18 protein-coding genes are annotated in these 24,849 nt (G+C 62.1%); 6 read left to right on the forward strand and 12 right to left on the reverse strand.

The features are described from left to right. Positions 1–2: 2 nt before the first annotated feature. Both MGEO_RS15995 and MGEO_RS16000 read right to left on the reverse strand, forming a co-directional pair. Positions 3–920: a glycosyltransferase family 2 protein gene (locus MGEO_RS15995; RefSeq protein WP_085640098.1), complete on the reverse strand. Its 918-nt coding sequence runs from the start codon at positions 918–920 to the stop codon at positions 3–5. A gap of 3 nt (positions 921–923) precedes the next feature. Then, the gene (locus MGEO_RS16000; RefSeq protein WP_085640101.1) at positions 924–2,159 is read right to left on the reverse strand and encodes an oligosaccharide flippase family protein; all 1,236 of its coding nucleotides are present in this window, start codon (positions 2,157–2,159) and stop codon (positions 924–926) included. 200 nt (positions 2,160–2,359) lie between these two features. Here MGEO_RS16000 and MGEO_RS16005 point away from each other — a divergent pair, with 200 nt between their 5' ends. Beyond that, positions 2,360–3,574: a polysaccharide biosynthesis/export family protein gene (locus MGEO_RS16005; RefSeq protein ID WP_085640105.1), complete on the forward strand. Its 1,215-nt coding sequence runs from the start codon at positions 2,360–2,362 to the stop codon at positions 3,572–3,574. A 30-nt stretch (positions 3,575–3,604) separates the two neighbouring features. Here the strand turns inward: MGEO_RS16005 and MGEO_RS16010 are convergent, their stop codons facing one another. From MGEO_RS16010 to MGEO_RS16025, 4 genes are all read right to left on the reverse strand, one after another. Further along, complete coding sequence (locus tag MGEO_RS16010; RefSeq protein WP_085640108.1) at positions 3,605–6,169, reverse strand: hybrid sensor histidine kinase/response regulator; 2,565 nt, start codon at positions 6,167–6,169, stop codon at positions 3,605–3,607. A gap of 55 nt (positions 6,170–6,224) precedes the next feature. Beyond that, a complete protein-coding gene (locus MGEO_RS16015; protein ID WP_085640111.1) occupies positions 6,225–6,731 on the reverse strand; it encodes a molybdopterin-dependent oxidoreductase in 507 nt (168 codons plus the stop codon). A gap of 126 nt (positions 6,732–6,857) precedes the next feature. Next, positions 6,858–7,745: a UTP--glucose-1-phosphate uridylyltransferase gene (locus MGEO_RS16020; RefSeq protein WP_085640114.1), complete on the reverse strand. Its 888-nt coding sequence runs from the start codon at positions 7,743–7,745 to the stop codon at positions 6,858–6,860. Between the two features lie 34 nt (positions 7,746–7,779). Further along, positions 7,780–9,171 (reverse strand): WecB/TagA/CpsF family glycosyltransferase, encoded by a 1,392-nt coding sequence (locus tag MGEO_RS16025; RefSeq protein ID WP_085640117.1) that lies wholly within the window; start codon positions 9,169–9,171, stop codon positions 7,780–7,782. Between the two features lie 246 nt (positions 9,172–9,417). Here MGEO_RS16025 and MGEO_RS16030 point away from each other — a divergent pair, with 246 nt between their 5' ends. From MGEO_RS16030 to MGEO_RS16040, 3 genes are all read left to right on the forward strand, one after another. Next, entirely contained in the window at positions 9,418–10,032 is a 615-nt protein-coding gene (locus MGEO_RS16030) for a response regulator (protein ID WP_085640121.1), read from the forward strand. Between the two features lie 106 nt (positions 10,033–10,138). Then, a complete protein-coding gene (locus MGEO_RS16035; RefSeq protein ID WP_085640124.1) occupies positions 10,139–11,584 on the forward strand; it encodes a GumC domain-containing protein in 1,446 nt (481 codons plus the stop codon). Then, the gene (locus MGEO_RS16040; RefSeq protein WP_085640128.1) at positions 11,581–12,846 is read left to right on the forward strand and encodes a capsular biosynthesis protein; all 1,266 of its coding nucleotides are present in this window, start codon (positions 11,581–11,583) and stop codon (positions 12,844–12,846) included. Before MGEO_RS16035 ends, MGEO_RS16040 begins: the two co-directional genes overlap by 4 nt. A 2-nt stretch (positions 12,847–12,848) precedes the next feature. Here MGEO_RS16040 and MGEO_RS16045 read toward each other — a convergent pair whose 3' ends face one another. From MGEO_RS16045 to MGEO_RS16055, 3 genes are all read right to left on the reverse strand, one after another. After that, complete coding sequence (locus MGEO_RS16045; protein ID WP_085640131.1) at positions 12,849–13,778, reverse strand: aminotransferase class IV; 930 nt, start codon at positions 13,776–13,778, stop codon at positions 12,849–12,851. Between the two features lie 84 nt (positions 13,779–13,862). Then, a complete protein-coding gene (gene arsJ, locus MGEO_RS16050) occupies positions 13,863–15,128 on the reverse strand; it encodes an organoarsenical effux MFS transporter ArsJ (RefSeq protein WP_085640134.1) in 1,266 nt (421 codons plus the stop codon). Further along, complete coding sequence (locus tag MGEO_RS16055) at positions 15,125–16,123, reverse strand: ArsJ-associated glyceraldehyde-3-phosphate dehydrogenase (RefSeq protein WP_085640137.1); 999 nt, start codon at positions 16,121–16,123, stop codon at positions 15,125–15,127. Before MGEO_RS16055 ends, arsJ begins: the two co-directional genes overlap by 4 nt. A 183-nt stretch (positions 16,124–16,306) precedes the next feature. Here MGEO_RS16055 and MGEO_RS16060 point away from each other — a divergent pair, with 183 nt between their 5' ends. Continuing rightward, positions 16,307–17,569, forward strand: coding sequence for a 3-phosphoshikimate 1-carboxyvinyltransferase (locus tag MGEO_RS16060; RefSeq protein ID WP_085640139.1), 1,263 nt, complete (start codon positions 16,307–16,309; stop codon positions 17,567–17,569). Positions 17,570–17,683: 114 nt separating this feature from the next. Here MGEO_RS16060 and MGEO_RS16065 read toward each other — a convergent pair whose 3' ends face one another. Continuing rightward, on the reverse strand, positions 17,684–20,083 hold the full coding sequence (locus MGEO_RS16065) for a YbcC family protein (protein WP_085640142.1): 2,400 nt from the start codon (positions 20,081–20,083) through the stop codon (positions 17,684–17,686). Between the two features lie 22 nt (positions 20,084–20,105). Beyond that, positions 20,106–21,659 (reverse strand): proton-conducting transporter transmembrane domain-containing protein, encoded by a 1,554-nt coding sequence (locus tag MGEO_RS16070; RefSeq protein ID WP_085640145.1) that lies wholly within the window; start codon positions 21,657–21,659, stop codon positions 20,106–20,108. Positions 21,660–21,765: 106 nt separating this feature from the next. Between MGEO_RS16070 and MGEO_RS16075 the strand changes: the two genes are divergently transcribed. Further along, the gene (locus tag MGEO_RS16075) at positions 21,766–22,641 is read left to right on the forward strand and encodes a LysR family transcriptional regulator (RefSeq protein ID WP_085640147.1); all 876 of its coding nucleotides are present in this window, start codon (positions 21,766–21,768) and stop codon (positions 22,639–22,641) included. Here the strand turns inward: MGEO_RS16075 and ade are convergent. Next, positions 22,638–24,341 carry an adenine deaminase gene (ade, locus tag MGEO_RS16080; RefSeq protein WP_085640150.1) on the reverse strand — a complete coding sequence of 568 codons (1,704 nt, stop codon included), beginning with the start codon at positions 24,339–24,341 and terminating at the stop codon, positions 22,638–22,640. The two genes, MGEO_RS16075 and ade, sit on opposite strands and share 4 nt — an antisense overlap. Positions 24,342–24,849 lie beyond the last annotated feature (508 nt).

Consider the following 24,849-nt stretch of genomic DNA (forward strand, 5'->3'; position numbering starts at 1 on the left):
GGTCAGGAGAACAGAGATCTGCTGGTGTTCTGCGGAAGCACCAAAGAAGCGCAGGCACCGATCAGCGTAAGGGCCCCGCGCCGGAGCGGTGAAAAGAACCCGGCTGGGCTGTGAGCGAGACCAATAATGGCATGGCGGAGAGCCAGTGTGCGCGCGCCTCCAAGGCGCAACGCCCGTCGGGCCAGATAGCGATGATGAATGGCGTGACTGCGTCCGCTGGGACGGACCCCGAAGCGTGCAGCGGTCTCGATCGCTCGTGACCGCCCCCCCAACATCGCTTCGAGGTCCGTCGACAGCCCCCCCACCGAAGTCCGGTACATCGTGTGCAGGGTTGGAACACCAACCACCTGCGCACCGATCCCCACCAACCGGATCAACCATTCAAGATCTTCATTGTGTACCATGGTCAAGTCGAACCCACGGCTCTGACGGAAAACATCCCGTCGCACGGTGATGTTCGACATGGTACAGACCGGGTTTTCCCCCAGCAGCTGATCGACTGTCAGCACGCCCTCAGGAACGGTCGAGAACACCGTTGCATCACGGGGGTCGCGGTTGAAAAAACCAATCCGACCATAGGCACCATCGATTTTGCGGTCCGCAAATATCGCGGCCAGTTCCGCCAGCTTGCCCGGCATCCAGATGTCATCTGCATCGCAGAACGCGATCATCTCGCCTACCGCCAGCGCCGCTCCGAAGTTGCGGGCATGGCTCGGGCCTTTGCCCGGATTGCCAACAAGCCGGACGCGCGGATCAACCAGAGCAGCCGCGCTGATCAGATCGCGGGTACCATCACCCGATCCATCATCGACACAAATGGCCTCCCAATCCGAAAAACTTTGCGCCTTAAGGCTCTCCAAGGTCTGAAGAATGGTCGACTCTGCGTTGAAACAGGGAATGACAATGGAAAAGCTGGGCATGTCTCAAACCCTCACAAGGTTGCGGCCAAAGGCGAAGGAAAGTGCGGGCAGCGACGCCCCGACCATCACCACTGTGGCGACAAGCGCATAGCCGGTGGCGATCGCGGTCAGACCCTGGCCGCTCAGCAGCACGGTGTTTGCCATCAGCGCGGCGGTCATGGCAGCCGTCACCCAGAACTCGCGATAGGCGCGGTCCGTGGCCCTCAACCAGCCCGCTGTGGCGGACCAGAGTGTTGTCGGAATGGCGACAAGGCAGAGGATCGATACGATCTGGTCCAGACCGGTCCAGCCATCGCCAAGCAGCACCGGAACGTAGTAGGGCGCAAGAATTGCCTGCAGAACGACCGCTGGGGTGATCAATGACATCGCAAGGATCAGGCTTTGCCGAAGCGCCACAGCCTTGTCGTCATGGGCACAGAGATGCGGGAACAGGACGGTCGAGAAAGCCACCGAGAAAGAGTTGGCAAGGCTCAGTCCGGCATTGAAGGCCATGAAGTAAAGGCCCAGCGCCTCGGCCCCCATCAGTGTCCCGACGATCAGCTTGTCGGCCTGCAAGCGCATCGCCTTGATGAGCTCCACCCCAAGAACCGCCCAGCCGAAGCTGACAAACGGGCGCAGCGGCGCGCGACCCTGGCTCAGATCGATCTGCCAGGGATGCAGCCTGCGCATCGCAACCAGCCAGAACGGCGCGGTCAGCAGCCGTGGCAGGATCAGCGCGAGCGCTGACGGCCAGACCAGTGCCAAAACCGCCGACAAGAGATTGGCACCGACGTTCTGCGCGCCGGCAATTGCCGCCGTCTGGCGCAGCTTTCCCGCCCGCATCGCCAAGGCCGCCTGAACCAGCCCTGCCGGCATGAAAAGATACTCGCCGGCCAGAAGCAGGATCAGCGCCAGCAGTTCAAGACTGCCGCCGTACAGATACAGTCCAATTCCAACCCCGGCCTGCAAGAGAAACAGCCCGACGCACCACGCCCAGAAGATACGGTGCGCAGTAGCACAGGTCTGCGGCAGGTCTTCGTCGCGGGCCGCGATGATCTTTTGGCCGACTCCATTTTCCGTCAGTGCCTTCAGGATGTCCGCTGCGGCCAATGCCGCCGCGGCGACACCGATCTGCGTCAGATCCAGCGAGCGCGCAACAACAATGACGACCAGCAGGCGCGACGCCTTTGCCGCGACCTCGGACGCACCATAGGCGAACAGGTTCTGCGCCACGCGGGATGTTTTCAGTATGGCCGTCATTTCGGGTCCGATCAGTTTTGCTGAACCCGGTTTACCCGTTGCAGCGGCCTCGGTCCCGGACGCCCCCGGAGAGGGCAAAGGCGCAACGGAACTGCATCATATCCGAACGGATAGCGCGTTCATGCCAACATCCTCTCGACAGACAAAAGCGGGATTGCCTATCAAGGCACAAACCGGTGGTTTCGGGATCCGACAGGCAAATGTGGCAATCATTGAAATACGGAACGGCATGCGCCGCCGTTCTGGCGCTTGGAAACTGCGCCGGGTTCGACACGCCGGACAACCTCGAGCCCATTGCCACTGGCGACGGCTATCAGGCGCAGTACCGCTCCCCGGATGTGAGCCGCGCCGATGCGTCATTCCTCCGATCCGAGCAGATCAACGCCAGCAAGTGCCTGCCTGCGCGTGGCGGTGCGGATGGCAAGGGCGGTGCCATTGCGGCGCACGCCCTTCGCGGAGAACGTCTGTCCCGCAACGATCTCGTCAACATCCGCGTCGGCGACGACGAAACCTTCAACGGCGATTATGTGGTCTCCCGTGACGGCACTTTGAAGCTTCCCTTCCTGTCACCCATCCGGGCACAGGGACGCAGCACAGCAGATGTCGAAACCGACATTGCGAACCAGTTGCTGGCACAGGATTTCTTTTCCGAGCGGCCCCGGATCTCTGTCCGGATCGCCGATTTTGCTTCGGTCACCGTCGGTGTGTCGGGTGCGGTATTCGAACCCCGCGCAGTCGAAATCGGCGGCATCCCCGGCGATCAGGTCGACAGTCGCCGGCAGGCCGCCCTGGGTGCAGCCGGTGAAGGCCGAAACCTGTCCGCCGCGCTGCGGGCCGCCGGAGGTATTCGCCCGGATGCCGATATCTCCGCAGTCGAACTGCGTCGAAACGGGACGCTCTACAAGCTCGACATGCGCGGCGTGTTTGAGGGCCGCAATGCGGTCGATGTCATGCTGCTCACGGACGACGAGGTCTCTGTGCCCAGCCGGGGATGCTTCCAGGACGATCTGATGCGCCCCAGCCCGATCAGCCCACCGGGCGTGTCGCTGTTCCTGTCGAACCTCACACAACCCGCTGCCGGCAATGCAATCTCGGCGGTCGGGCGCGACGTCCGGGAAATCCCCTATGGCACGCGGTATCTGCAGGCCGTGATCAATACAAACTGCGTCGGCGGCGCCCGCGCCAGCAGCGCGGACCGGTCGGCAGTTCTGTTTTCGCGAAACCCGGTCACCGGGGTTTCGGTTGTCATCGAACGCGATATCGAAGACCTGCTCCGCCGGGCGGATCGGGATGACTACGACCCGTATCTGCTGCCCGGCGACTCGATCGCCTGCTACGACAGCACGATCACGAATGTCGGTGAGGTCGGCCGCGTTCTTGGCATTCTGGGGCTGACGGCAGCAACAGCACTTTGACAGCCACAACGCGGAAAGCGGTCGGCACGGTCAGGCGTTCATTTGATCCCGAGGAACGGCCCGCCGGTCTGCATGCATCAGGGGGCGGGTCGTATTCCAAACCGCCGGGAGCGCATAAATCGCAGCCTGCGTTGCCGCTCGATCATTGAGTTTCGCCGCTGTTTCAATATCGACAAGAGCGTTTCGCAGCGCGACCGCTCCCATCGTAGCCGCACTTCCCGCGATGCGGTGTGCCATGGCGGCAGTTTCCGCGAAGTCGCTACCATCGAACTGGGCAAGATCTGACGAAACCTGATCCACCTCCGCCACAAACCGGTCAAGCAGAACCTGAAGCGTATCGACGCCCAGGCTGTCCCGCAGGTCATCGATATAGCCCGTGGCCACAATGTGATCTGGGGATGTATCGCCTGTTGCGCCGCCCTCATCCACCTGCCCTGACACGATCCGCAGCAGGGCCTCACGGTTCAGCGGCTTGGTGAGGATGTCGTACATCCCGTCCGACAGATAGGCTTCCTGTTCCGATGCCATGGCGTTTGCAGTCACGGCGATGATCGGCGTCTTGGCGGACAACCCCTGCCCCGCGCGGATTTCGCGCGTCGCCTCGCGTCCGTCGAGAACCGGCATGCTGATATCCATGAGGATCAGATCGAACGCGTGATCCCGTGCAACCGTAACCGCCTCGCGGCCATTCGTGGCCTCGGTCACCCTATGCCCCGCGGATTCGAGCATTTCACGGGCCACCTCGCGGTTGATCACATTGTCTTCCACCAGAAGAACGTGGCAACCCTTCCCGTTCGGTGCGGCTTTCCTGCGGTTGCGCGCTGCCTCCGGCGCGGCAACCGGCTCCACTGGTATTCGGATCGTAAAGGTACTGCCAACGCCCTTCTCGCTCTGGACATCGATGCTGCCGCCCAGCGCCTGCGCGAACCGTTTTGCAATGCCAAGACCAAGACCCGTCCCACCGACGTCCCGGCCATACGAGCTGTCACCCGTGACGAAATCATCGAAGATCTGGCCCATGATCGACGGATCTATACCGATCCCGGTGTCTGTGACGGTGACACTCAACTCGGGGCGCATTTCGTGATCGCGCTGAACCGCTGCCGTCACACGGATACTTCCATCATGCGTGAACTTCACCGCGTTGCCGATCACGTTCATCAGAATGTGCTGCATCCGGTCGCGGTCGCCCCGGATCCAGTCAACAGGCTCACCACTCCACCCCCATTGAAGGGTCAAATTGTTGGCCGAGGCCGCGCCGCTCTGGTTGTCGATGATATCCTGAATCAGCATGCTGACATTCATCTCAACAGGGCGCAGCCGCAACTTGCCCGCATCGTATTTCGTAATGTCCAGAACGTCCGAGATATGGCTCATCAGAAGCTTGCCCGACGTATCCATGTTGCGGATATATCGCGCCTGCTTGGCGGTCAGTTTCGTTTCATGCAGCAGAGAAAGATTGCCCAGCAACCCATTGAGAGGCGTCCGGATTTCGTGACTCATCGTTGCAAGAAAATCGGTCTTGGCCTTTTCTCCGGCAAGTGCGCGGTCGCGCGCGGCTACCAGCTCTTCCTCGGCTTTGACGCGTTGTGAAATGTCCCGCAGAAAGGCGATGAACACCTCACCGCTGTCTGTCTTGGCCGACTGAATGGCAAGTTCCACGGGGAAGATCGCGCCAGAGGCGCGCTTCGCCTCCAGCTTGATCCGGCCTTTCCCGACGACCCGCTTTTCACCGGACTCGCGCATTCTCTGCATTCCAGCCGCGTGTGCTTCGCGGTGGTGGTCCGGAACGATCAACGCGCCGAGGTCATGCCCGATCGCCTGCTTTGCCGAGTAGCCGAAGATCTGCTCCGCCGCCGCGTTGAACTCCAGAACACGGCCCTGCTGATCGCTCACGATCACCGCATCAAGCGCAGTTCCGATCACCGTGCGCATGCGGTTGCTGGCCTCGATGGCTTCGGCCCGGCGTCGGACGTTCTGGGTGTTGAGATAATTCAGGTAAACCGCAAGCAGCATCAGAGCCACAAGCAACAGCGTAACAACCGCAGCCATCTGCGTAAGTGTCACCGCCACGTTGGACCTGCGACGGTCGGATTCCAGGGCGAAGTAGTTCAGACCCGAATTCGACAGGGCCCTGACGCTGGGGCGCAGGGTCTGCGCCCGAACCAGAAGCTCTGGAAGAGATGCCGTCAAGTCCGCGTCGCTGGCGTCAATGAACGGGACCGCATCCTGCAAAAACGCATCAACGCGGTTCAGGTTGACCGAAAACTCATCGATCCCGCGCAATGGCGCATAGAGTGACGACTCGCGCAACGTCTTGATACGGCTGTAGAAAATATCGAACTCGCGCCTCAGATCGCGCAGCCTTGGCGTGTCTGCGTTGGCCGCGTCGATCAGCTTGAATTCAAACTCGAGGAATTCAACTTCCGCCTGCGACAGCGTCCATTGAACATTGTCCGACCGCGCCGAATTCAGAAGCCGCAGATCCTGCGCAACGTTCACCGCCATGAAGATGGTCGCGGAAAAACCGACAACCGCCAGAAGAATCCAGACGATGGCGCGTGACCGCAGCAGTTTTGTCATCAGCCCAAACATGCTGATCCTCCTTGGCGAAGTCGGGTTCCTGGGGAGAACCCGACCCCGCCAAGGATTACTCGACTGCTTCCAGCCGGTCGAGTTGCCAAATACTGCGGGAATAGATCACTTCGGTCCGATAGTCCGAATTGCTGTCATAGGGGTAAATCACCCAAAGCGGCCCCTTGTCGCGCACCGACATGGTTTCGCCGTCCATGCGATAGGCCACGATCGGCCCTCCATCGACAGCATCCGAAAGCGGAATGTCCACAGCATAATCATTGATCGCTGTTGCACGCAGGTGGCTTCCTTCGAGTCCAAGGTGTTCGATCAGGGTGGCCAAGGCCACCCCCTCGAAGGTCTTGGGCCCTTCGGTCCAGATGGTCGTGGTCTCGATTGTTGTGGAACCAAGAGCCTCGAGCATCTCGAGATCGAATTGGGCGCTGTCATCAACGTTGGTGGTGGCAATCTGACCGGTAATTGTCAGGATGACATCGCCCTTTGGCGTCGCCAGATCCTCCGCAAATAGCGGCATGGCTGACATGGCGACAAACGCGGAAACTGTGGCTACGGCACGAAACATGATAAGAAGTCCTCTCGAAATCTCGCGGGATATGACATGAAACGGGACGCTGACCTAAGGGGCAGACGGATACCACCCTATCCTTTCGGATAGGGTCACCGCATCACGAAGGATAGGAGCGCCGCATCAGGCAGCCCGAAGCACCTGCGCCGTCCGGGCCTGCATGAAGGTGCAGAACGCATCGGCCAGATCCGGGCGGTCCATGACATATGCGGCTGTCGCCTGCACAAAGCCCTGGACCGACCCGCAGTCGAACCGCTCTCCTTCGAACCGGAAGCCGCTGACACCCACATTGGCCAGATCGGCATTGATTGCGTCGGTCAGCTGCAATTCGCCACCGGCACCCGGTCCGAGGTTGGCCAGACGACCGAAGATGGATGGCTCAAGGATATAGCGACCGACAATGGCCTGCGTGGAAGGTGCCCGCTCGGGCTGCGGCTTCTCAACCAGCCCGCGTGCGTGCGACAGACGACCGGTCGTGCTGGCGACGTCAAGGATACCGTAGGATGAGGTTTGCGACCGGGGCACATCCATAGTCGCCACCATGTGCCCCCGCGTTTCGCGATGCGCGGCAACCATCTGGCTCAGAGCGCCGCGCGGTGCCCGAATGACATCGTCAGGCAAAAGCACCGCAAAAGGCTCGTCGTCGATCAGTCGGGCTGCCAGCCCCACCGCGTGACCCAGCCCGCGCGGTTTTGCCTGACGCACGAAGGTCAGCGCGCCATCTGCCATCCGCGTCCGGGCCAGGGCCGCCAGGGCGTCGGTCTTGCCCGCTGCCTCAAGGCGCTGTTCCAGCGTGGCGGCGGTGTCGAAGTAATCTTCCAGTGCGCCCTTCCCTGCGGCGGTCACAAAGATGAACTCCTCGATCCCCGCGTCGCGGGCTTCGTCCACCGCGTACTGGATCAGCGGTCGGTCGATCAGCGGAAGCATTTCCTTGGGGATCGACTTGGTGGCGGGCAGAAAACGCGTTCCCATGCCAGCTACTGGGAAAACGGCTTTACGGATATGTGTCATGGTCATGGTCCTGTTTACGGGTTGAAAACCGGGGTCAGTACGCGCCGCGTCCAGAGACGACCGCGCCAAACGTTTTGAAGATCAGCACGATATCGAGCAGCAGCGTGCGCGAAACGGCATAGGAAATGTCCATCTCGACCATGTGGTCGAAATCGATGTTGGCGCGGCCCGAAACCTGCCAGACACCGGTGATACCCGGCTTGACGGCAAGCCGTCCCATGGCGCGCTTCGGATAGGCAGCGACCTCGGAAGGCAGCGCAGGACGCGGGCCGACGATCGACATCTCACCGCGCAGAACGTTCAGGATCTGCGGCAGCTCATCGATCGACAGGCGACGGATGATGCGACCGACACGCGTGACCCTCGGATCGTTGCGTGACTTGAAGCACATCCCGTTCCGGTCAGAGGTCTCAAGCAAAGCGGCACGCCGTGTCTCGGCATCGGTCGACATCGACCGGAATTTGAACATGGTGAAGTGCGTACCAGCGCGGCCCACACGTGTCTGCCTGAACAGAACCGGTCCCCGGCTGTCCAGCCGAATGGCGACGGCAGTGGTCAGCAGAAGCGGTGACAGCAGGACAAGCGCCGTCGCAGACACGGTCACGTCAAGGAACCGGCGCTGAAACGCGGCGAAACCGCCCTGCATCACAACCGTTTTTGCGGCATGGGCCAGAAAAGTCAGATTACCGGCCAGATAGCGTTTGGCCAGGCGGCGCGGCTCCTGCGCGAGACGCCAGCCCCACTCCATGCGCGCTTTCCGAACGAATTCCGGAGCACGCGAGACAGATCCAGCCAGGAAATCGAACAGCGCACCCACAGCAAGCGTGAGCGGGGCATCAAGACGATGCGCGTTCCGGTGCAGCCAGATCTCCTGCATCGGAACACCCAGCGCGACCAGAACGATATCCGCGCCGCTCTCGTTGATGTCGTCGATCACCGCATCCGTGTCAGCCGCACCCGCATATCCGTCGCGGGTTCCCGCAATTCGCAAACCCGGAATCGCATGAACAAGTTTGATCGCTGCCGCATCTGCAGTTCCCGGCTTGCCGCCGAACAGGAAAACCGATTTGCCCATCCGGGCGGCCTGCTCGAGCAGCGCTGGAACAAAGTCGGTTCCGTTGAGATTCTCGGCCAGCTGCACACCGCTCATCTTTGCGGCGATCTCCACCCCGATTCCATCGGGCAGCAGCATGTCTGCGGCAGCAACAGCTTCGGCATAGGCGCGGTCCCGGCGGCGCACGTTGCAGCAATGCGCATTCATGAAGAACACGCGACGGCGGCCCGGCGCCAGCAGCGCCGTAATCGCCTGAGCCGACGTGGCGCTGACAAGATCAAGGTCAAGCGCGCGTACAAACGTGGTCTTCAGACGCGGCAGGTTGACCAGTTCGGCAAGATCGAACTCGGTAGAAAAAGAGGTATGTTTCACGTTACAGGTCCTTGCGGTATCGAGATTTGCGCAGAACCTGACGCCTTCGACGCGTTGCCTCAACGTGGCGGACGGACAGCGGTTTGGGACTTTGGTTAACGCTCACAGCCAGTGGGAGCGGAACACCTACCCGGACGTTCCGGAACCTATCCGTTTGCGCTAACCTTGGGTCTCAAAATTGCTCGATTTTTGCCGTGCAACTGCGCCGTGTACCGTATATTTCTGGCACCACCCGAGGAGAGAGTGATGCGTGTTCTTATTGCCGATGACCATGATTTGCTGCGTGACACGCTGGTGATGTTTCTCCAGTCGCAAAGCGACATTGAAACAAGCTCCGCTGCGGACTTCTCGGAAGCCTGCAAGAGAATCGAATCCGACGACCCGTACGATCTCATCCTGCTTGATCTGAACATGCCCGGCATGAACGGGCTGGACGGTCTCAAGACGGCGATGACCCTGAAGGGCGGTCAGCGCGTGGCGCTGCTGTCGGGCTCGGCATCCCGCGACATCGTCGAGAAAGCGCTCGAAGCCGGGGCTGCCGGCTTCGTTCCCAAGACGCTTCCCGCGAAATCCATGATCAACGCCGTGAAGTTCATGGCCATGGGGGAACAGTACGCACCCATCGATTTCATGACGGCGACCGAGGAAACCCCCTCCCACCCGCTCGCGGACAAACTGACCCCCCGCGAATTGCAGGTGCTCAAAGGACTGACCGAGGGCAAGTCGAACAAGGAAATCGCACGGGACCTCGACATCACCGAACCAACGGTAAAGCTGCACATGAAGACGCTGTACCGCAAACTCGATGCATCGAACCGGACGCAGGCAGCATTGATCGCGCGCGAGGCAGGGCTGTTCTGACCCATCCCTTCGGATAGGTCTTGCTCCGAATATCCCGCCTGACCATCCGAGCGCGTGGAAGATCACGGAACAAAGCTGGTGTAGCACTGAGGACAGGAGATGCCTCATGTCGCTACAAACCGCCCAGTCAGGACTTCTGACACCACCTCTACTGCGCCGCCGCTTGCCCCTGCGGCGCATCCTGATGGGCGGTCGCCTCAGCGACATGGGGCGTTTCCCTCGGTACCTTGCGTTTGCTCTCTTGGGTGGCGCGATGATTTGGGCTCCAATCACCGGCTACCTGCGCACGGCACCGCTCGCGTTCAAATCGCAGTCCTCACTTATCCTGCCCGGTTCCGGTGCGTCGGCATCGATGAACCTCAATGGAATCGGGCAGGCTTCTTCCTACGCAAACTCGGCCTTCGCCAGCAATTCGGTCAGCCCAACCGAAACCTACAAGCGCCTGATCGGCGCAGACCGCATCCTCGCAGCCGCAGCCAAGTCCATGGAACTGAGCCGCGCCGAGTTCGGTCAGCCCCGGATCAAACTGGTTGACCAGACCAGCCTCATTCATCTCGAAATCACCGGTCGCAGCGCCGAAGACGCACAGGCGCGCGGCAACGCGCTTTTGACAGCGTTTTTTGCAGAACTCGACGCGCTTCGCGCCGACGAACAGATGACCCGCGAAGACAGCGGGCTTGCCGCAATCGCGGACTACCAGGCATCCGTCGCCGCCACGCGCGCAGATATCGCACGGCTCCAGCAGGACACCGGGCTGATCTCGGCGGAACAGTATGATGCGATGGTCGAAGCGACCCGCGAGCTTGATGCCCGCGTTCAGGATCTCGCCGCAACCCTTCAGGAAAAGACCCAACGCGTTTCGGCCCTTGAGACAACGCTGGGCCTACCCGCTCAGGCCGCCGCAGCAACGCTGAAGCTCTACGCCGACGCACAGTTCACCGCCCTCACAGACGAGGTCGGGCTGCACGCTGCAACTCTGGCCGAAGCCCGCGCCCGCTTTGGCGAGAACCACCCCAAGGTGCAGGAGGCCCGCGCCGCACACAAGGCCGCGCAGGCGGCAGCGCTCGAACAGGCCAGCATCGTCACGGACCTGCCCCGCGCCGATCTCGAAAACCTTGACCTCGCTCCGGCAGGCGCGCGGGCCGAGCTTCTGGCCGAACTCGTCCGCATGGATGCCGAACGCGCCGGGCTTGCAGAACAGCACGTCGCCCTGTCGCACCGTCTTGAAACCGAACTCGACCGGCAGGCCGAACTCGCGGCACCCGCGGCGCGCCTGCAGGATCTTCAGCGCGATTTCTCGGTGGCCGAAGCCGTCTTCGCCTCCGCCATCGCACGCTCTCAATCCACGAAGTCGGATGTTTACGCGTCCTACCCGCTGGTTCAGGTCCTTGAAAACCCGTCCCTGCCGGACAGCCCATCGTCCCCCAATCGGAAACTGGCCATCGCTGCCGGTGCTGCCGCGACCCTGATGCTGTTGATGGGCCTCGTACTGGGCTGGATCCGCTCTGCCGTCATCAGCCGGCTGCTGAACAAACCGAACGACGCAGTATGATCCCGCGAAACCCGGCAGAAACCATCGTCTACAGGACGATGGTTTTCACCTGGCCGTTCTACGCGGTCGGGGCGCTTTATGTGGTCGGGCCGGTCCTCGCCTGGGTCCTCGGCATGCTGGCGCTTCTTGCGCTCTATCTCGGCCCGGCGATCCGCGAAGACCTGCGCGCAACCGGTCCGGTGCCGCCGCTTGTTCTGGTCTGGATGCTTGGCATGTTCGTCATGCTTGTTGCGCTCTGGGTTGGGCACCTCGATTGGGGCCTTGGCCTGAAACAGACCATCAAGTCCTCGATCGGCTGGGCCAAGGGTTGGGCGCTTCTGGCACTCTTTCCCCTCGTAGGTGCCGTGCTGCCGATCCGACGTGATATCCTGATCCGGGGGCAATGCGTGATCGGCATGTGGACGCTCGCCCTCGCGCCCATCCTGCTCGCCGCGCCCTATATCGGCCTGCCAGAGCGGATCTTCACCTCACCCCTCAAGGCCATAGGCGGCCCGGGGCCAGAGTATTTCAGCGTCTATTTCTTCACCTACGATCCCGCCAGTTGGACCCCGCGCTGGCAGTTCTACGCGCCATGGTCGCCCTTCGCCGCTTTGCTCGGAGTGATCATGGTTCTCTTCGCGCTCGAAGAGAAAAACCGCAAATGGATGATCGCCGGAGTTCTGGGCGGCGTTCTGATGATCCTGGCCTCAAAGTCCCGCATGGGGCTGGTCGGTCTGGTCGCCTGCACCTTTGGCCCGCGCATGATGCCACTGATCCTGCGCGGCTGGGCGTGGCATGTGACGGCTACCCTGACCGCCTCGATGGCGGTTCTTGGCACCACGTTGATGGCATTGGCTCAGGACGCGGTTGCCGCGTTCAAAGGCGCACGCGCCGACAGCACGCGCGTCCGCGAAACCCTTCAGCGAATCGCCAAAGAGCGCTGGCAGAATGACGCGATGTGGTTCGGGCACGGCACCGTCCACCCCGGGTCACACGCCGTTGAATACATGCCCATCGGCAGCCATCACACATGGTTCGGCCTGCTTTTCGTCAAGGGCGTCGTGGGCTTTCTCGCCCTGCTTGTCCCGATGGTCTGGCACACCCTTTTCGCCATGTTCGACGCGGCGAGACACCCAAGGGGCCGTCTGCCGATGGGGATTCTGATGACAATGGTGCTTCTGTCCTTTGGCGAGAACATCGAAATCGAAGCCTATATGCTCTGGCCCGCGTTCGTTCTTCTCGGCGTTCACCTGCGCGAGGTCGCCTCTGACCCCGCCACCTGACGTCAGCGCGCCCTCCGGGCCGCGATGTCCTTGGCGACCGCTTCTTTGTAAAGCGTCCGGATGTGGTGCGTCAGCGGTCTCTCACCCGATCCGATCGCCTTGCCGTCAATCGATGCCACAGGCGTCTGCGCCCCAAAGGTTCCGGTCAGAAACGCCTCATCCGCCGAATATGCCTCGTAAAGCGAATAGTTCTTCTCGAACACCGGGATGCCGTTATCGCGGCACAGGTCGATCACCTTCTGCCGCGTCACTCCGTTCATGCAGTAGTCCCCGGTCGAGGTCCAAACCTCCCCCTTGCGCACGATGAAGAAGTTGCAGGCATTGGTCGTGTTCACAAACCCATGCGGGTCTAGCATCAGCGCCTCGTCCGCCCCCGCTGCCTCGGCCTGAAGGCAGGCGATTACGCAATTCAGCTTGGAATGACTGTTGAACTTGGCATCCTGACTGTGCGGCAGCCCCCGCACCTGCGGGACCGAGGCCAGCCGGATTCCCTGCGCCTGCAAAGCCTGCGCAGGCTTGGAATGCTCCATGATGATCACCAACGTCGGCCCCGACCGCGACAGGCTCGGATGCTGAAACGGCTTCACCTTGGTGCCCCGCGTGAGCATCAACCGGCAATGCACATCCGTGGTCATGCCGTTCGCCTCTGCCGTCATCCTCAGCGCGTCGGCAATCCCGGCGCGGTCCATGCCCACATCAAGGCCCACCGCGTAGCAGCTGTCGAGAAACCGGTCCATGTGCTCGTCAAAGAACGCCCAGACCCCATCATAAAGGCGCATCCCCTCCCACATGCCGTCGCCCAACAGGAAGCCGGAATCGTAGACCGAGACCTTCGCTTCGTCGCGCGGGTAGAGCGTGCCGTTGATGTAGATGAGAATATCGCGGTTGCGCGCATCCTCCTCCGCGTCATGGGTCGTGGTATGGTCGGTCATCAGGGTCTGGCCTTTCGCCGGGGCCTGTCCCGGCTGCGGGCATCAGGTCGCAAAGCCGATCCGGGGTCAAGTCTACGCTCCCGATCAATTGGCGGACGCAGCCGCTCCCTCGCTGTGCAGCCGCCCCGCGGCCACAGCCGACAGCGCCACCATGGCCGAAGCCGTTCCCAGCACCAAGGGCAATCCGCCAACCTGATAGCTGAGCCCCGACAGAACCGTGCCCAAGAGCCGCCCGCCAGCATTGGCCATGTAGTAGAACCCCACATCCATCGTGACCCGTTCGCTCTGGGTAAAGGCCAGGATCAGATAGGAATGAAGCGCGGAATTGACCGCGAACAGCGCGCCAAGTGTCAGAAGACCGACCACCAGCGTCACCGTCAGCCACATCTGCGGCTCTGGCGACAGCACCGCCGCCACGGTCAACGCCACCGGTACTGCCAGCAGCAAAAACGCCCACTTCCGCGCATCCGAGATCAGCGCTGCCTGGCCCCGATCCGCCGCACGCAGCAGCTTCGGCGTGTTGGCCTGCACGACCCCGTATAGGATGATCCAGACCGCCATGAACGTGCCGATCAGGAAAAACGTCGCGCGATTGCCCGCCTCCGTCCCATCCGACAGCACCGCGTAGAAATAGATCGGGATGCCCACCACGAACCACACGTCCCGCGCCCCGAACAGGAAAACCCGCGCCGCCGACAGCCAGTTCACATTGGCGGATTTCGAAAACACTTCCGAGAACTTGGCGCTCTTGCGGCCTTTCGGCAGGCCAGACGGCATGAAGACAATGATCGCCAGCAGGATCACCGCCAGCACCGCCGCCATCGAATAGATCGCAGCGACAAAACCCAGCGTCGCCAAGAGCGCGGCACCCAGCAGGAAACCCACCCCTTTCACCGCGTTCTTCGATCCGGTCAGTACCGCCACCCAGCGGAACAGCCCGCCGTCTTCCTTAGGCGCAAGCAGCTTAACCGCCGACTTCGACGACATCTTGGCCAGGTCCTTTGCCACCCCCGACGCGCCCTGCACGCACATGACAAAGGCGACCGAGGCCGCAATGCTCCAGGACGGGTCCAATTGCGCCAGCGCCACCAGCGCCACGACCTGCAACCCCAGCCCCGCATAGAGCGTCGAGGTCAACCCGAACCGCGCCGCGATCCAACCGGCGGACAGGTTCGTGACCATGCCTGCGATCTCGTAGAGCACAAACAGATACGCCAGCTGAATCGGCGAAAACCCCAGCGTATGAAAGTGCAACAGCACCAACATCCGCAACGCGCCATCGGTCAGCATGAAGGCCCAATAGGCCGCCGTGACGGCGATATAGGCAGACAGCCCGTCGGGTTTGGTCACAACCGCTCACCCACCATCAGCGCCACATCGACCAAGCGATGCGCATAACCCATCTCGTTGTCATACCACGCGTAGACTTTTACCTGCGTGCCGTTCACCACCATCGTGGAGGGCGCATCGACGATGCTCGACCGCGTGTCATTGGTGTAATCGGTCGACACCAGCGGGCGTTCCTCATAGCCAAGGATGCCTTTGAGCGGACCTTCCGCAGCCGCCTTGAACAGCGCGTTCACCTCCTCCACCGTGGTCGCGCGATCCATCTCGAACACACAGTCGGTCAACGACGCGTTCAGCAGCGGCACCCGCACGGCATGGCCGTTCAACCGACCTTTGAGCTCCGGGTAAATCAGTGTAATTGCCGTGGCACTTCCCGTGGTTGTCGGGATCAGCGAATTCAATGCCGACCGTGCGCGGCGCAGGTCTTTGGCGGGGCGATCCACGATGGTTTGCGTGTTCGTCACATCATGGATTGTCGTGATGGACCCATGACTTATGCCAATATTCTCATGCAACACCTTCACCACGGGCGCTAGGCAATTGGTCGTGCAGCTTGCCGCCGTGATGATGTCATGGCTCTCAGCATCATAGATGTCGTCATTCACACCATAGACGATGTTTGCCGTCGGCCCGTCCTTGACCGGCGCCGACACCACGACTTTCTTCGCCCCCATTTGAAAATAGGGCGCGATCTTCGCCTCTGATTTGAAAACACCAGTGCAGTCGATCACCACGTCCACACCGTCCATCGGCAGCGCCGACAGGTCTTTGGTTCCGACAAACGGCAAGCGTACCCCGTCGATGGTGATGCTGTCGGCGTCATGCGCAAACTCCGCGTTCCACCGTCCATGCACCGTGTCGAACTCGAACAGATGCGCGTGCATCGCCGGATCGCCCACCGCGTCATTGATCCAGGCAATCTTCGCCCCCCGTTCCAACAGGGGTTTCAGGGCAAGCTTGCCAATGCGGCCAAGCCCGTTCAGCGCGTAGGTGGTCATCGTCGGTCATCCCCATGAGAGTCGCGCGCACTTAGCATAGTGATGATCACAGTTTTGTAACGCTTTCCCAAAAACCGCGCGGCTATGGAGAGAGATCTGTGCCGATCCGCCAAATGACTTTGGCATTGCGACGCACGGCAAAACCCGTAAACCCGCGAGTGACGTTCCGACCGGAGACCTGCAATGTCCCTGCCCATCGCCAAGATCACCCCTGTGACCCAGCCGCTTGTGGGCCGCGTGACATTGCCCGGCTCCAAATCCGTCACAAACCGCGCGCTTCTGGTGGCCGCCTTGGCGCGCGGGACAAGCCGGCTGACCGGCATCCTGCGCAGCGACGACACGCATTACATGATGACCGCTCTGCGCCAGATGGGCGTAGGCATCACAGAGGTTGATGAAACCACCGTTGAGGTCACGGGCTCAGGTGCCTTGCAGCCGGCGTCCGAGCCGCTCTTTCTCGGCAATGCCGGCACCGCGACCCGGTTTCTGACCGCCGCCGTCGCTTTGGTGAACGGCACCACCATCGTCACCGGCGACGAGCATATGCAGAAGCGCCCCATCGCACCTCTGCTCGACACACTCCGCGCAATGGGCGTCAATGCGACCTCTGAAACCGGCTGCCCGCCCGTGACAGTCAAAGGCACCGGCACCTTCCGCAGCGGTGAGATCGAGGTCAGCGGCAAGCTCTCAAGCCAGTACATCTCGGCCATCATGATGCTGGCCGCGATGGGCGACGGTGAGACCCGCATCACCATCGGTGGCGGCAAGATCGGCGCGGTGGGCTACCTGCACATCACTGCGGCCGTCATGCGCGCGTTTGGCGCGACAGTGGAGTTCCCCTCCGAGAACCAGATCATCGTCGCACCCGGCGGCTACAGCGCCGCTGATTACCACGTCGAACCCGACGCGAGCGCGGCAACTTACCTGTGGGCGGCGGAAAAACTCACCGGTGGGCAGATCGACATCGGTACTGCCCCCGGTGACATGAACCAGCCCGATGCCAAAGCATACGACATGATCGCCGCCTTCCCGCAGATGCCGGCCGAGATCAACGGATCACAGATGCAGGACGCCGTCCCGACCCTCGCCGTGCTGGCCGCGTTCAACGAAACCCCGGTGCGCTTCACCGGGATCGAGAACCTGCGGGTCAAGGAATGCGACCGGATCGATGCAGTGCATAAAGGCCTGTTGCAGGTCCGCGCCGGATTGGCTTCGGTCGAAGGGGACGATCTGATCGTCCACGCCGATCCCGCGCTGGCCAGCCATGTGAGTGATGGACTGATCGACAGCCACGCCGACCACCGCATTGCCATGTGCTTTGCCTTGGCCGCCATAAAGGTCAAAGGCGTGCGGATCGAAGACCCTTACTGCGTGTCCAAGACGTTCCCGAATTATTGGGATGTGCTGCGTGGACTCGGAGTTGAGGTTGAGATCAGCGAGGGTTGATCCTTTGAATTAGGGCAGCGCCGGCCCGTCGGGGTGGTGCTGAAAGCGCCGCCCCGGTGGGGGCGGGTCGGCGCTGCCCGGCGATTCACGCCGGGCGTTATCTTTTATGACGGGTCACTCCGCCGCTATCTGCGCCGCAGCCTTATCCCCCCGCAACGACACCCATTCCCCGCCGCCGGTATAGCGCCAGCCCAGACGTCCTTCGTCGTCCATCGCAAACAGCTTCAACCAGCCATTGTCGAACAGCGCCGCAACACCCTCGTGCCGATTGAGGATTGCGCTGATCGCCTCGCGCGGCGCTTCCACGGCGACCGAGAGCCGCAATGGATCATGCATGAAGGTTTCACCGTCATGCACCGACTGCCACGGCAACCCGCCGCGCAGCACGCCGCCATTGCCTTCGACCACACCAATCCCGCCGGTCACGTTGTGCAAAAGCTTGTTCCCGGCCCCGAACGCATCCGGCGCGACGGACGATCCGTAATACTGCAGGCTGATCCAACTCGCCACGACCACCGGCGCAGTCAGGATCAACTCCAGCACCTGAAAGTTCTTGTCCTGCCGCCAGTCATAGCTGTGCAGGAACGACCGCCCAGCAAGGCTCCGCCCAGTGGTCCGCGACCGGGGCGCCGCTATGAAGGCCGAACAGCCCGCAAGTCCCCATTCCGGCCGGGTTTCCGACCAATCCTTGGCCCGCGCCATGACCGCCGCCTGATCCGTTGCCCGTGGCAACCGGGCCGCCCGCTCGCCCCGCGTGACCCGGGCCGCCAATTTCAGCGCCTGTTTCAACGCCGAAATCGTCGCGCCCTGCACATGCCCCGCAGGCAGATCATCCACGAAGAGCCGCACCTCGTCGGTCACCGTGTCATGCAGTCCGGCAAGGAACACCGTGTCCTGCGGCACCTCGATCCCTTTTGCTGCAAGCCCGGACCGGACCTCGGGATCGTTGAGCAAAACCGCAGCCAACCGGGCGTTCACGTCGCCCGCATGACCGCCACAGGCACCGCATTGCAGCGCGCTGGCATGAGCGTTGTTGACGACCCCCGCGCCGTGACCGGCCAGCAGGATCACCTTGGCGAACCCGGATTTCAGCGACATCCCCGACAGGATCGCCGCCGCAATGCCGATCCGCTCCGCAACCGAAATGCTGTCGGCCAGGGCCGGTGCCGGATCGCCACCGAGGCTCGGGTTTTTCTGCGCCAGTGAATCCCGTACCAGCTTGCCGAGGTACAGCGGCCCGGTCGCCTCGACGAAGGCAAAGCTCGACACAGCCGCCAGCCGGAACCGGCCCCAGGCCCGAGTCACCCGCTTTGCCACGCGGGTCAGCATGTCGCTGTCCTGCGGGTCGGTCGCAGCAGAGGTCGCACCGGGGTTGATCAGCACCGGACCGCGGGTTTCCAACACGTCCGACGCAAATCCGTGATGCGCCGCCGCGATGCCGAAGAAACCCGCAAAACCGATGGTCTCGATCCCGTCGCCCGAGGCTTCCAACGCCCGCCGGAACACTTCGGACCGTACGTCGATGCAGAATGCCGCCTGCACGTTCGGCACCACTTCCTTGGCCTCCACGGGCTGCGCCAAAGTGGCGTCCAAAGCCCGCGCCGCCGCGTGATCCGCTGCCGCCTGAAGCGCCGCGTCGATCAGATCGTCCTCGCTTGGTACGACGGGCTGCGCGTGGGCCTTGAGCACCTCTTCCCAACGCGCGCCGATCTGGTCCTTGTAGCGCGCCAGAAGCGCCGCCTCAAAAACCAGCTTGGCGGTCAGCAGATCGGTGATGTCGTTGTTGCCCTCACCTTTCAAGTTCGCCCGGAACGCCTCACCCGAAGCAAGCTGCGCCCAACCGCCCAGCCGCATCAGCAGCGTGTGGAAATAGCTTTCACAGGCATCCGCCGTGATCCCCATATCCTCGGCACATTTGGTCAGCGCGCCCCGCGCCGACATCGACATCGACGCCACCCGCGCAGCAAAGCCCGTCAGACCGAAAATCTCTGGCGTCAGATCCCGCTGAGCAAAGGACCGCCACGAAAGCCACGCTCGCGTCTTGGGCGCAGGCCAAAGCGCCTGACCGGTGTCATAGTGGCCACCCGCCCAATGCCCGATCCGTTCGGCCACGAAGTCGGGCCAGTTGATGTCCGACACCTCTTCGGCCAGATCCGCAAGCGTCGGCAGGGTTACGGGCGCGGGCACGGTCCTGTCCATCGCCGCGATCAGGTCGTCGACCGTTGCCGCCAGTTCCGGCACCTCGGCCAGACCCGCCTCAAGATCCGCCACGCTCAACTCATGCGCCGCGAATTTCGCTTTGAAATGCGCCCGCTCCGGCACTGTCCGCACACCCGCGACCCGCGCCAGGCGTGCAGCGGCCACGTGCAAAGGCTCGCCCGCCTGCCCAACATAGGGGTTCACGGCCACCGTCGCCTCAAGCGACCAGAGCGGCGGGATATGGGCGGCGGCGTTTTTCGCGCCTGCCATGATCTCAAGGGCCGGACCCGAGAACCGTTCAACCATTGTCAGCATGTCTTGATCTCCTGTCCCTGAGTTACCGTGTCCGTGCGGCCCAGCCGCCGGTCAGCCGGTCAAACACCGCGTTGAGGTAAAAGCCGTTCGAAAGATGCACCCGAAGCCCTTGGGCGGCCGGATGGCTGGCCCAGTTCGGAAAGGTCGCCTGCGCCCAGGCAACGGTGCCAAAGCTGAAGATTGTCAGCACCATCAGCGCCCACTGCAAAGGACCGGGGGCCGGAGTTGCCGGCAGTGCGCCGGTGGTCAGCCAAATCGTCACCGATTGCAGCGCGAAATAACTGAGCGTCGTCGCCACCGAATAGGCCGCCATGCGCCGGGTCAGCACCTCAGGCGCATGATCCGCCAGACCTTGCGCCAGCAGATAGGCCACACCCATCACCAGCACCGCACCGAGGGCAATCGACTGCGCCGACTTGCCGTCGATACCCAGGAGCAGGCCAAGTGTCCCGTAGATCGCCAGTGCGATGACAAACGCCTTGAGAACCGCCTTGCTGTTGGGGATCGCCACCGGGCCGGGCCGCCGGATCGACGCCACCTGCGCAACGGCGCCACCCGACGCAAGGAAGGCGTGCGCCTTGTAGAGCGAGTGCGCCACGATGTGCAGCAGCGCCAGATGGAACAGCGCCAGACCGCATTGCAGGATCATGAAGCCCATCTGTGCAACGGTGGACCACGCCAGAGAGGTTTTGACCGATGGCTGGGTCAGCATGACCAAACCACCGAACAAAGCCGAAAACCCGCCAAGGATCACCAGAACCGACAGCACCCCGGGTGCGAGCAGCATCACATCCGCGAACCGGATGAGAAGGAAGCCGCCTGCGTTCACCACACCTGCGTGCAGCAGGGCCGAAACCGGCGTCGGCGCTTCCATCACCTCGGTCAGCCAGCCGTGCGTCGGCACCTGTGCTGATTTGAACAGCGCCGAGATTGCCAAGAGACCCGCAGCAAGGATCGCGGCACCGCCGCCCTCGCCTGCCCGCGCGGCCTCGGTGATCGTGTGAATGTCTGCCGTGCCATAGGCCGCCGCCAGCGCAAACGCGCCGAGAATGAGACCGGCATCCGACGCCATCGAACACAGCGCCTTTTTCCGCGCCGCCCGCTGTGCCGCCGCCCGTTCGGGGTAGGTCAGCAGCAGCCGGTTGACGCAAAGCCCCACCGCGCCCCAGCCGATGATCAGTTGGATCAGGTTGCCTGCCGTGACCAGCAGCAGAACCGACGCCAGACCAAGGCTCAACCAGCCGAGGAACCGCGACTGGTTCTTTTCACCGTCGGTATAGGTCACCGCAAACCGCATCACGACCCAGCCGATAAAGCTCACCAGCATCAGCATGGTCACGCTCACCGCGTCGATCCGCGCGGCAAAGCCCATCTCGGCCGCGCCGATCAGCGGGCTGGTCGATGACCCGTCGCGGATCAACAGCGCCAGCGTGCCCAGCGACACACCCATCGCCGCCAGTCCGGCATACTCCCCAAAGCGGAGTTGGACCGATCCGCGCGGCAGATCGCGGGTCATGTAGAAGACACCGATAAGGGCGAAAAACACAGGTGCCAGCAGCGGCAAAGCAGTGATCATGGGACGGTCTCCTTTTTGGGCCTTGTTCCTGAGCGGGGACCTAACGCGCGGCCTTTCTGAAGAAAAATACATTGTTTAGGATTTATCGTTCACTTAAATAGAACGAATGTCAGAACTCAATTACCACCACCTGCGCTACTTCTGGGCCGTGGCCCATGACGGCAACCTCACTCGCACGGCCGAGCGGCTGAACCTGTCACAGTCGGCTTTGTCTTCTCAAATCAAGCAGTTGGAGGACCGTCTCGGGCAAACCCTGTTCGAGCGACGGGGCCGCGCGCTGCACCTGACCGAAGCGGGGCGCATCGCGCTCGACCATGCCGACACGATCTTTTCCGCAGGCGAAGAGATGCTCGCCACCCTGCGCGACACAGCAAGTCCAGCGCGCGCGCTGCGCGTCGGCGCGCTGTCGACCCTGTCGCGCAACTTCCAGATCACGTTTCTCGAACCTGTCCTTGGCCGCCCCGATGTCGAAGTCATTCTCCGATCCGGAAGCGCGGCAGAGCTTTATGCCGCGTTAGATGCGCTGAACCTCGATGTGGTGCTGACCAACACGCCCCCCGCCCGCGACGCGATCAGCCCTTACCTGACACAGAAACTGGCCGATCAGACGGTGGGTCTTTTCGGCACCCCCGACCGGGTGCGCGGCAACCGCCCCTTCGAAGAACTGGTGGCCGATCAACCCCTGATTCTGCCCACCCGTGACACGCAGATCCGCAATGCCTTCGACACGCTGCTGGCTCGGGTGCAAGCCAAACCCACCATCGCCGCTGAAGTCGATGACATGGCAATGATCCGCCTCCTCGCCCTGCGCGGAACGGGGTTGGCCGTGGTCCCGCCGATCGTGGTGAAGGACGAACTTGCACGCGGCGATTTGGTACAGGCGGCGATGCTGGACCTGCATGAGCTGTTCTATGCCGTGACCCTCAACCGGCGCTACCCGAACCCTCTGCTGACCGAACTGCTCGCCGCCGCTGTGCGTTAAGGAATGATCTCGAACTTCGTCACATCGACCATCCCCCGGTCGGTGATCTTGAGCGCCGGAATGACCGGCAGCGCCAGGAACGCCAGTTGCAGGAACGGCTCGTTGAGCGTCACACCAAGGCTCTTGGCCGCCGCACGCAGGTCCACCAGACGGTCATGCACCTCTTCAAACGGCTCAAGGCTCATAAGCCCGGCCACAGGCAAAGCCAGCTCTGCCAGGACCTCGCCCCCCGCCGCCACGACGAAACCGCCCTCAATCTCGGACAGCCGGTTCGCGGCCAACGCCATGTCGGCGTAATCTACCCCAACACAGGCGATGTTGTGGTGGTCGTGACAAACGGTCGAGGCAATCGCCCCCCGCTGCAACCCGAAGCCGCGCACAAAGCCGGTGGCGATGTTGCCGTTCTTGCCATGCCGTTCGACCACCGCAATGCGAATGAGATCGCGCGCGGGGTCGGGATGCTTGTCGCCATCTTCGACCGGAACTGTCTCGTGCAGATGTTCAGTGATGATCTTGCCCTCAACGATGCCGATCACATCGGTCTCGGTCCGGTTGCCCTTGGCGCGGAAATCCTCGGGCTTCAGATGCGGTGCGTGGACCGACCCGGTGCCCACAGGTTCGATTTTTGACCGCTTGGTAAAATTCTCGACCGTGGCTTCCACCCCTGCGCAGAACACGGTCTGCACATCGCAGGCCTCGAGCGTTCGAACCGCCACGATATCCGCCCGCTTGCCCGGCGCGATCAACCCGCGATCCTTGAGCCCGAACGCCTCGGCCCCTGACAGGGACGCGGCGCGATAGGCTGCGAGCGGCGGCGTGCCCATGGAGATCAGCGTGCGGATCATGTGGTCGAGGTGTCCCTCTTCCGCGATATCCAGCGGGTTCCGGTCGTCGGTACAAAGGCACATGTACGGCGCCGTGCGTTCCGTCAGCAGCGGTTGCAGCGCGTGCAGGTCTTTCGAGACCGACCCCTCACGGATCAGAACACGCATCCCCTTCTGCAGCTTCTCGCGCGCCTCCTCGGCGGTGGTCGCTTCATGTTCAGTCGAAATCCCGGCGGCGATGTAAGCGTTGAGATCCATGCCGCGCAGTTGCGGGCAGTGGCCGTCGATATGGCCGCCTTCGAAGAGGTGCAGCTTTTCCATCACCTGAGGATCGCGGTAGATCACCCCGGGATAATTCATGAATTCCGCAAGCCCGATGCCCGAGGGGTGCCCCATGAGGTCTGCCAGATCAGCGGCCAGCAACTCTGCCCCGGCGGTTTCCATATGGGTGGACGGCACGCAGGAGGACAGCTGCACGCGAATGTCCATCAGCGTGTGGCGGCTGGCCTCCTGGAAATAGCGGATGCCCACAGCACCGATCACATTGGCGATCTCATGCGGGTCGCAGATGGCGGTGGTAATGCCATGCGGGCCAACGCAGCGGTCGAATTCATAAGGCGTGACCAAAGAGCTTTCGATGTGCAGATGCGTGTCGATGAAGCCCGGCACGAGGATGAGCCCCGTCATGTCGCGGATCTCGGATCCGTCATAGCTGCCGCAGGTGCCAGCGATCACGCCGTCGCAAATGGCGATGTCTCCGTCGAGCAGATCTCCGGTGACCAGATCGAGAGTCTTTGCTCCACGCAGGACCAAATCTGCAGGGGCATCACCGCGGCCAACGGCGATGCGGCGGGCAAGTGGGCTGAGGTCCGTCATGGTCGGTAGTGCTCCTTGAAATCCTGTGTTCAGCTTAGACAGGTGGCGCGTTCGGACCAAGCCTGCACTGTTCGACGCGAACGACTCAGCACGCGTTTCAGGGGGTTTCGGCATTCGCGGCGCAAAAGCAGGCAGGGAAAACGGCATACAACGGCATACCGGATCAATTTGTCACACCCACAACTGGGTAGGCTCGCCTGCTTCAGCTTGCCACGGTTACCGCAAACGGCCCGAAATCCCCATTTTCAAAGATGCGTGCTATTTGAGCATGTTACGTCACGTCCGGTAAATTATTTTACTTATTTTCTTTTGTTTCTGAAAAATATTTACATCTAACTAGCTGATATTTATTTGCTTATTTATTTGTTTTCAGACTCGCGTATGATCCACGCCGAGGTGCGATAACACGCTTGTGATCGCTGTCTGGAACGTCCGAGGAGGATCGGACGGTGCGAGGGAGACCAACGCCATGAACGACCAAACCACCACCACCCAAGGCACTGGTGTA

Source organism: Marivita geojedonensis (assembly GCF_002115805.1).
Classification (GTDB): Bacteria; Pseudomonadota; Alphaproteobacteria; order Rhodobacterales; family Rhodobacteraceae; genus Marivita; species Marivita geojedonensis.

Coding starts and splice junctions, on each gene's coding strand:
- MGEO_RS16015 (WP_085640111.1), bottom strand. CDS start 6,731: ATGTTTCGTGCCGTAGCCACAGTTTCCGCGTTTGTCGCCATGTCAGCC.
- MGEO_RS16040 (WP_085640128.1), top strand. CDS start 11,581: ATGATCCCGCGAAACCCGGCAGAAACCATCGTCTACAGGACGATGGTT.
- MGEO_RS16070 (WP_085640145.1), bottom strand. CDS start 21,659: ATGATCACTGCTTTGCCGCTGCTGGCACCTGTGTTTTTCGCCCTTATC.
- MGEO_RS16005 (WP_085640105.1), top strand. CDS start 2,360: ATGTGGCAATCATTGAAATACGGAACGGCATGCGCCGCCGTTCTGGCG.
- MGEO_RS15995 (WP_085640098.1), bottom strand. CDS start 920: ATGCCCAGCTTTTCCATTGTCATTCCCTGTTTCAACGCAGAGTCGACC.
- MGEO_RS16045 (WP_085640131.1), bottom strand. CDS start 13,778: ATGACCGACCATACCACGACCCATGACGCGGAGGAGGATGCGCGCAAC.
- MGEO_RS16020 (WP_085640114.1), bottom strand. CDS start 7,745: ATGACACATATCCGTAAAGCCGTTTTCCCAGTAGCTGGCATGGGAACG.
- MGEO_RS16010 (WP_085640108.1), bottom strand. CDS start 6,169: ATGTTTGGGCTGATGACAAAACTGCTGCGGTCACGCGCCATCGTCTGG.
- ade (WP_085640150.1), bottom strand. CDS start 24,341: ATGACGGACCTCAGCCCACTTGCCCGCCGCATCGCCGTTGGCCGCGGT.
- MGEO_RS16035 (WP_085640124.1), top strand. CDS start 10,139: ATGTCGCTACAAACCGCCCAGTCAGGACTTCTGACACCACCTCTACTG.
- MGEO_RS16055 (WP_085640137.1), bottom strand. CDS start 16,123: ATGACCACCTACGCGCTGAACGGGCTTGGCCGCATTGGCAAGCTTGCC.
- MGEO_RS16000 (WP_085640101.1), bottom strand. CDS start 2,159: ATGACGGCCATACTGAAAACATCCCGCGTGGCGCAGAACCTGTTCGCC.
- MGEO_RS16075 (WP_085640147.1), top strand. CDS start 21,766: ATGTCAGAACTCAATTACCACCACCTGCGCTACTTCTGGGCCGTGGCC.
- MGEO_RS16030 (WP_085640121.1), top strand. CDS start 9,418: ATGCGTGTTCTTATTGCCGATGACCATGATTTGCTGCGTGACACGCTG.
- MGEO_RS16065 (WP_085640142.1), bottom strand. CDS start 20,083: ATGCTGACAATGGTTGAACGGTTCTCGGGTCCGGCCCTTGAGATCATG.
- MGEO_RS16060 (WP_085640139.1), top strand. CDS start 16,307: ATGTCCCTGCCCATCGCCAAGATCACCCCTGTGACCCAGCCGCTTGTG.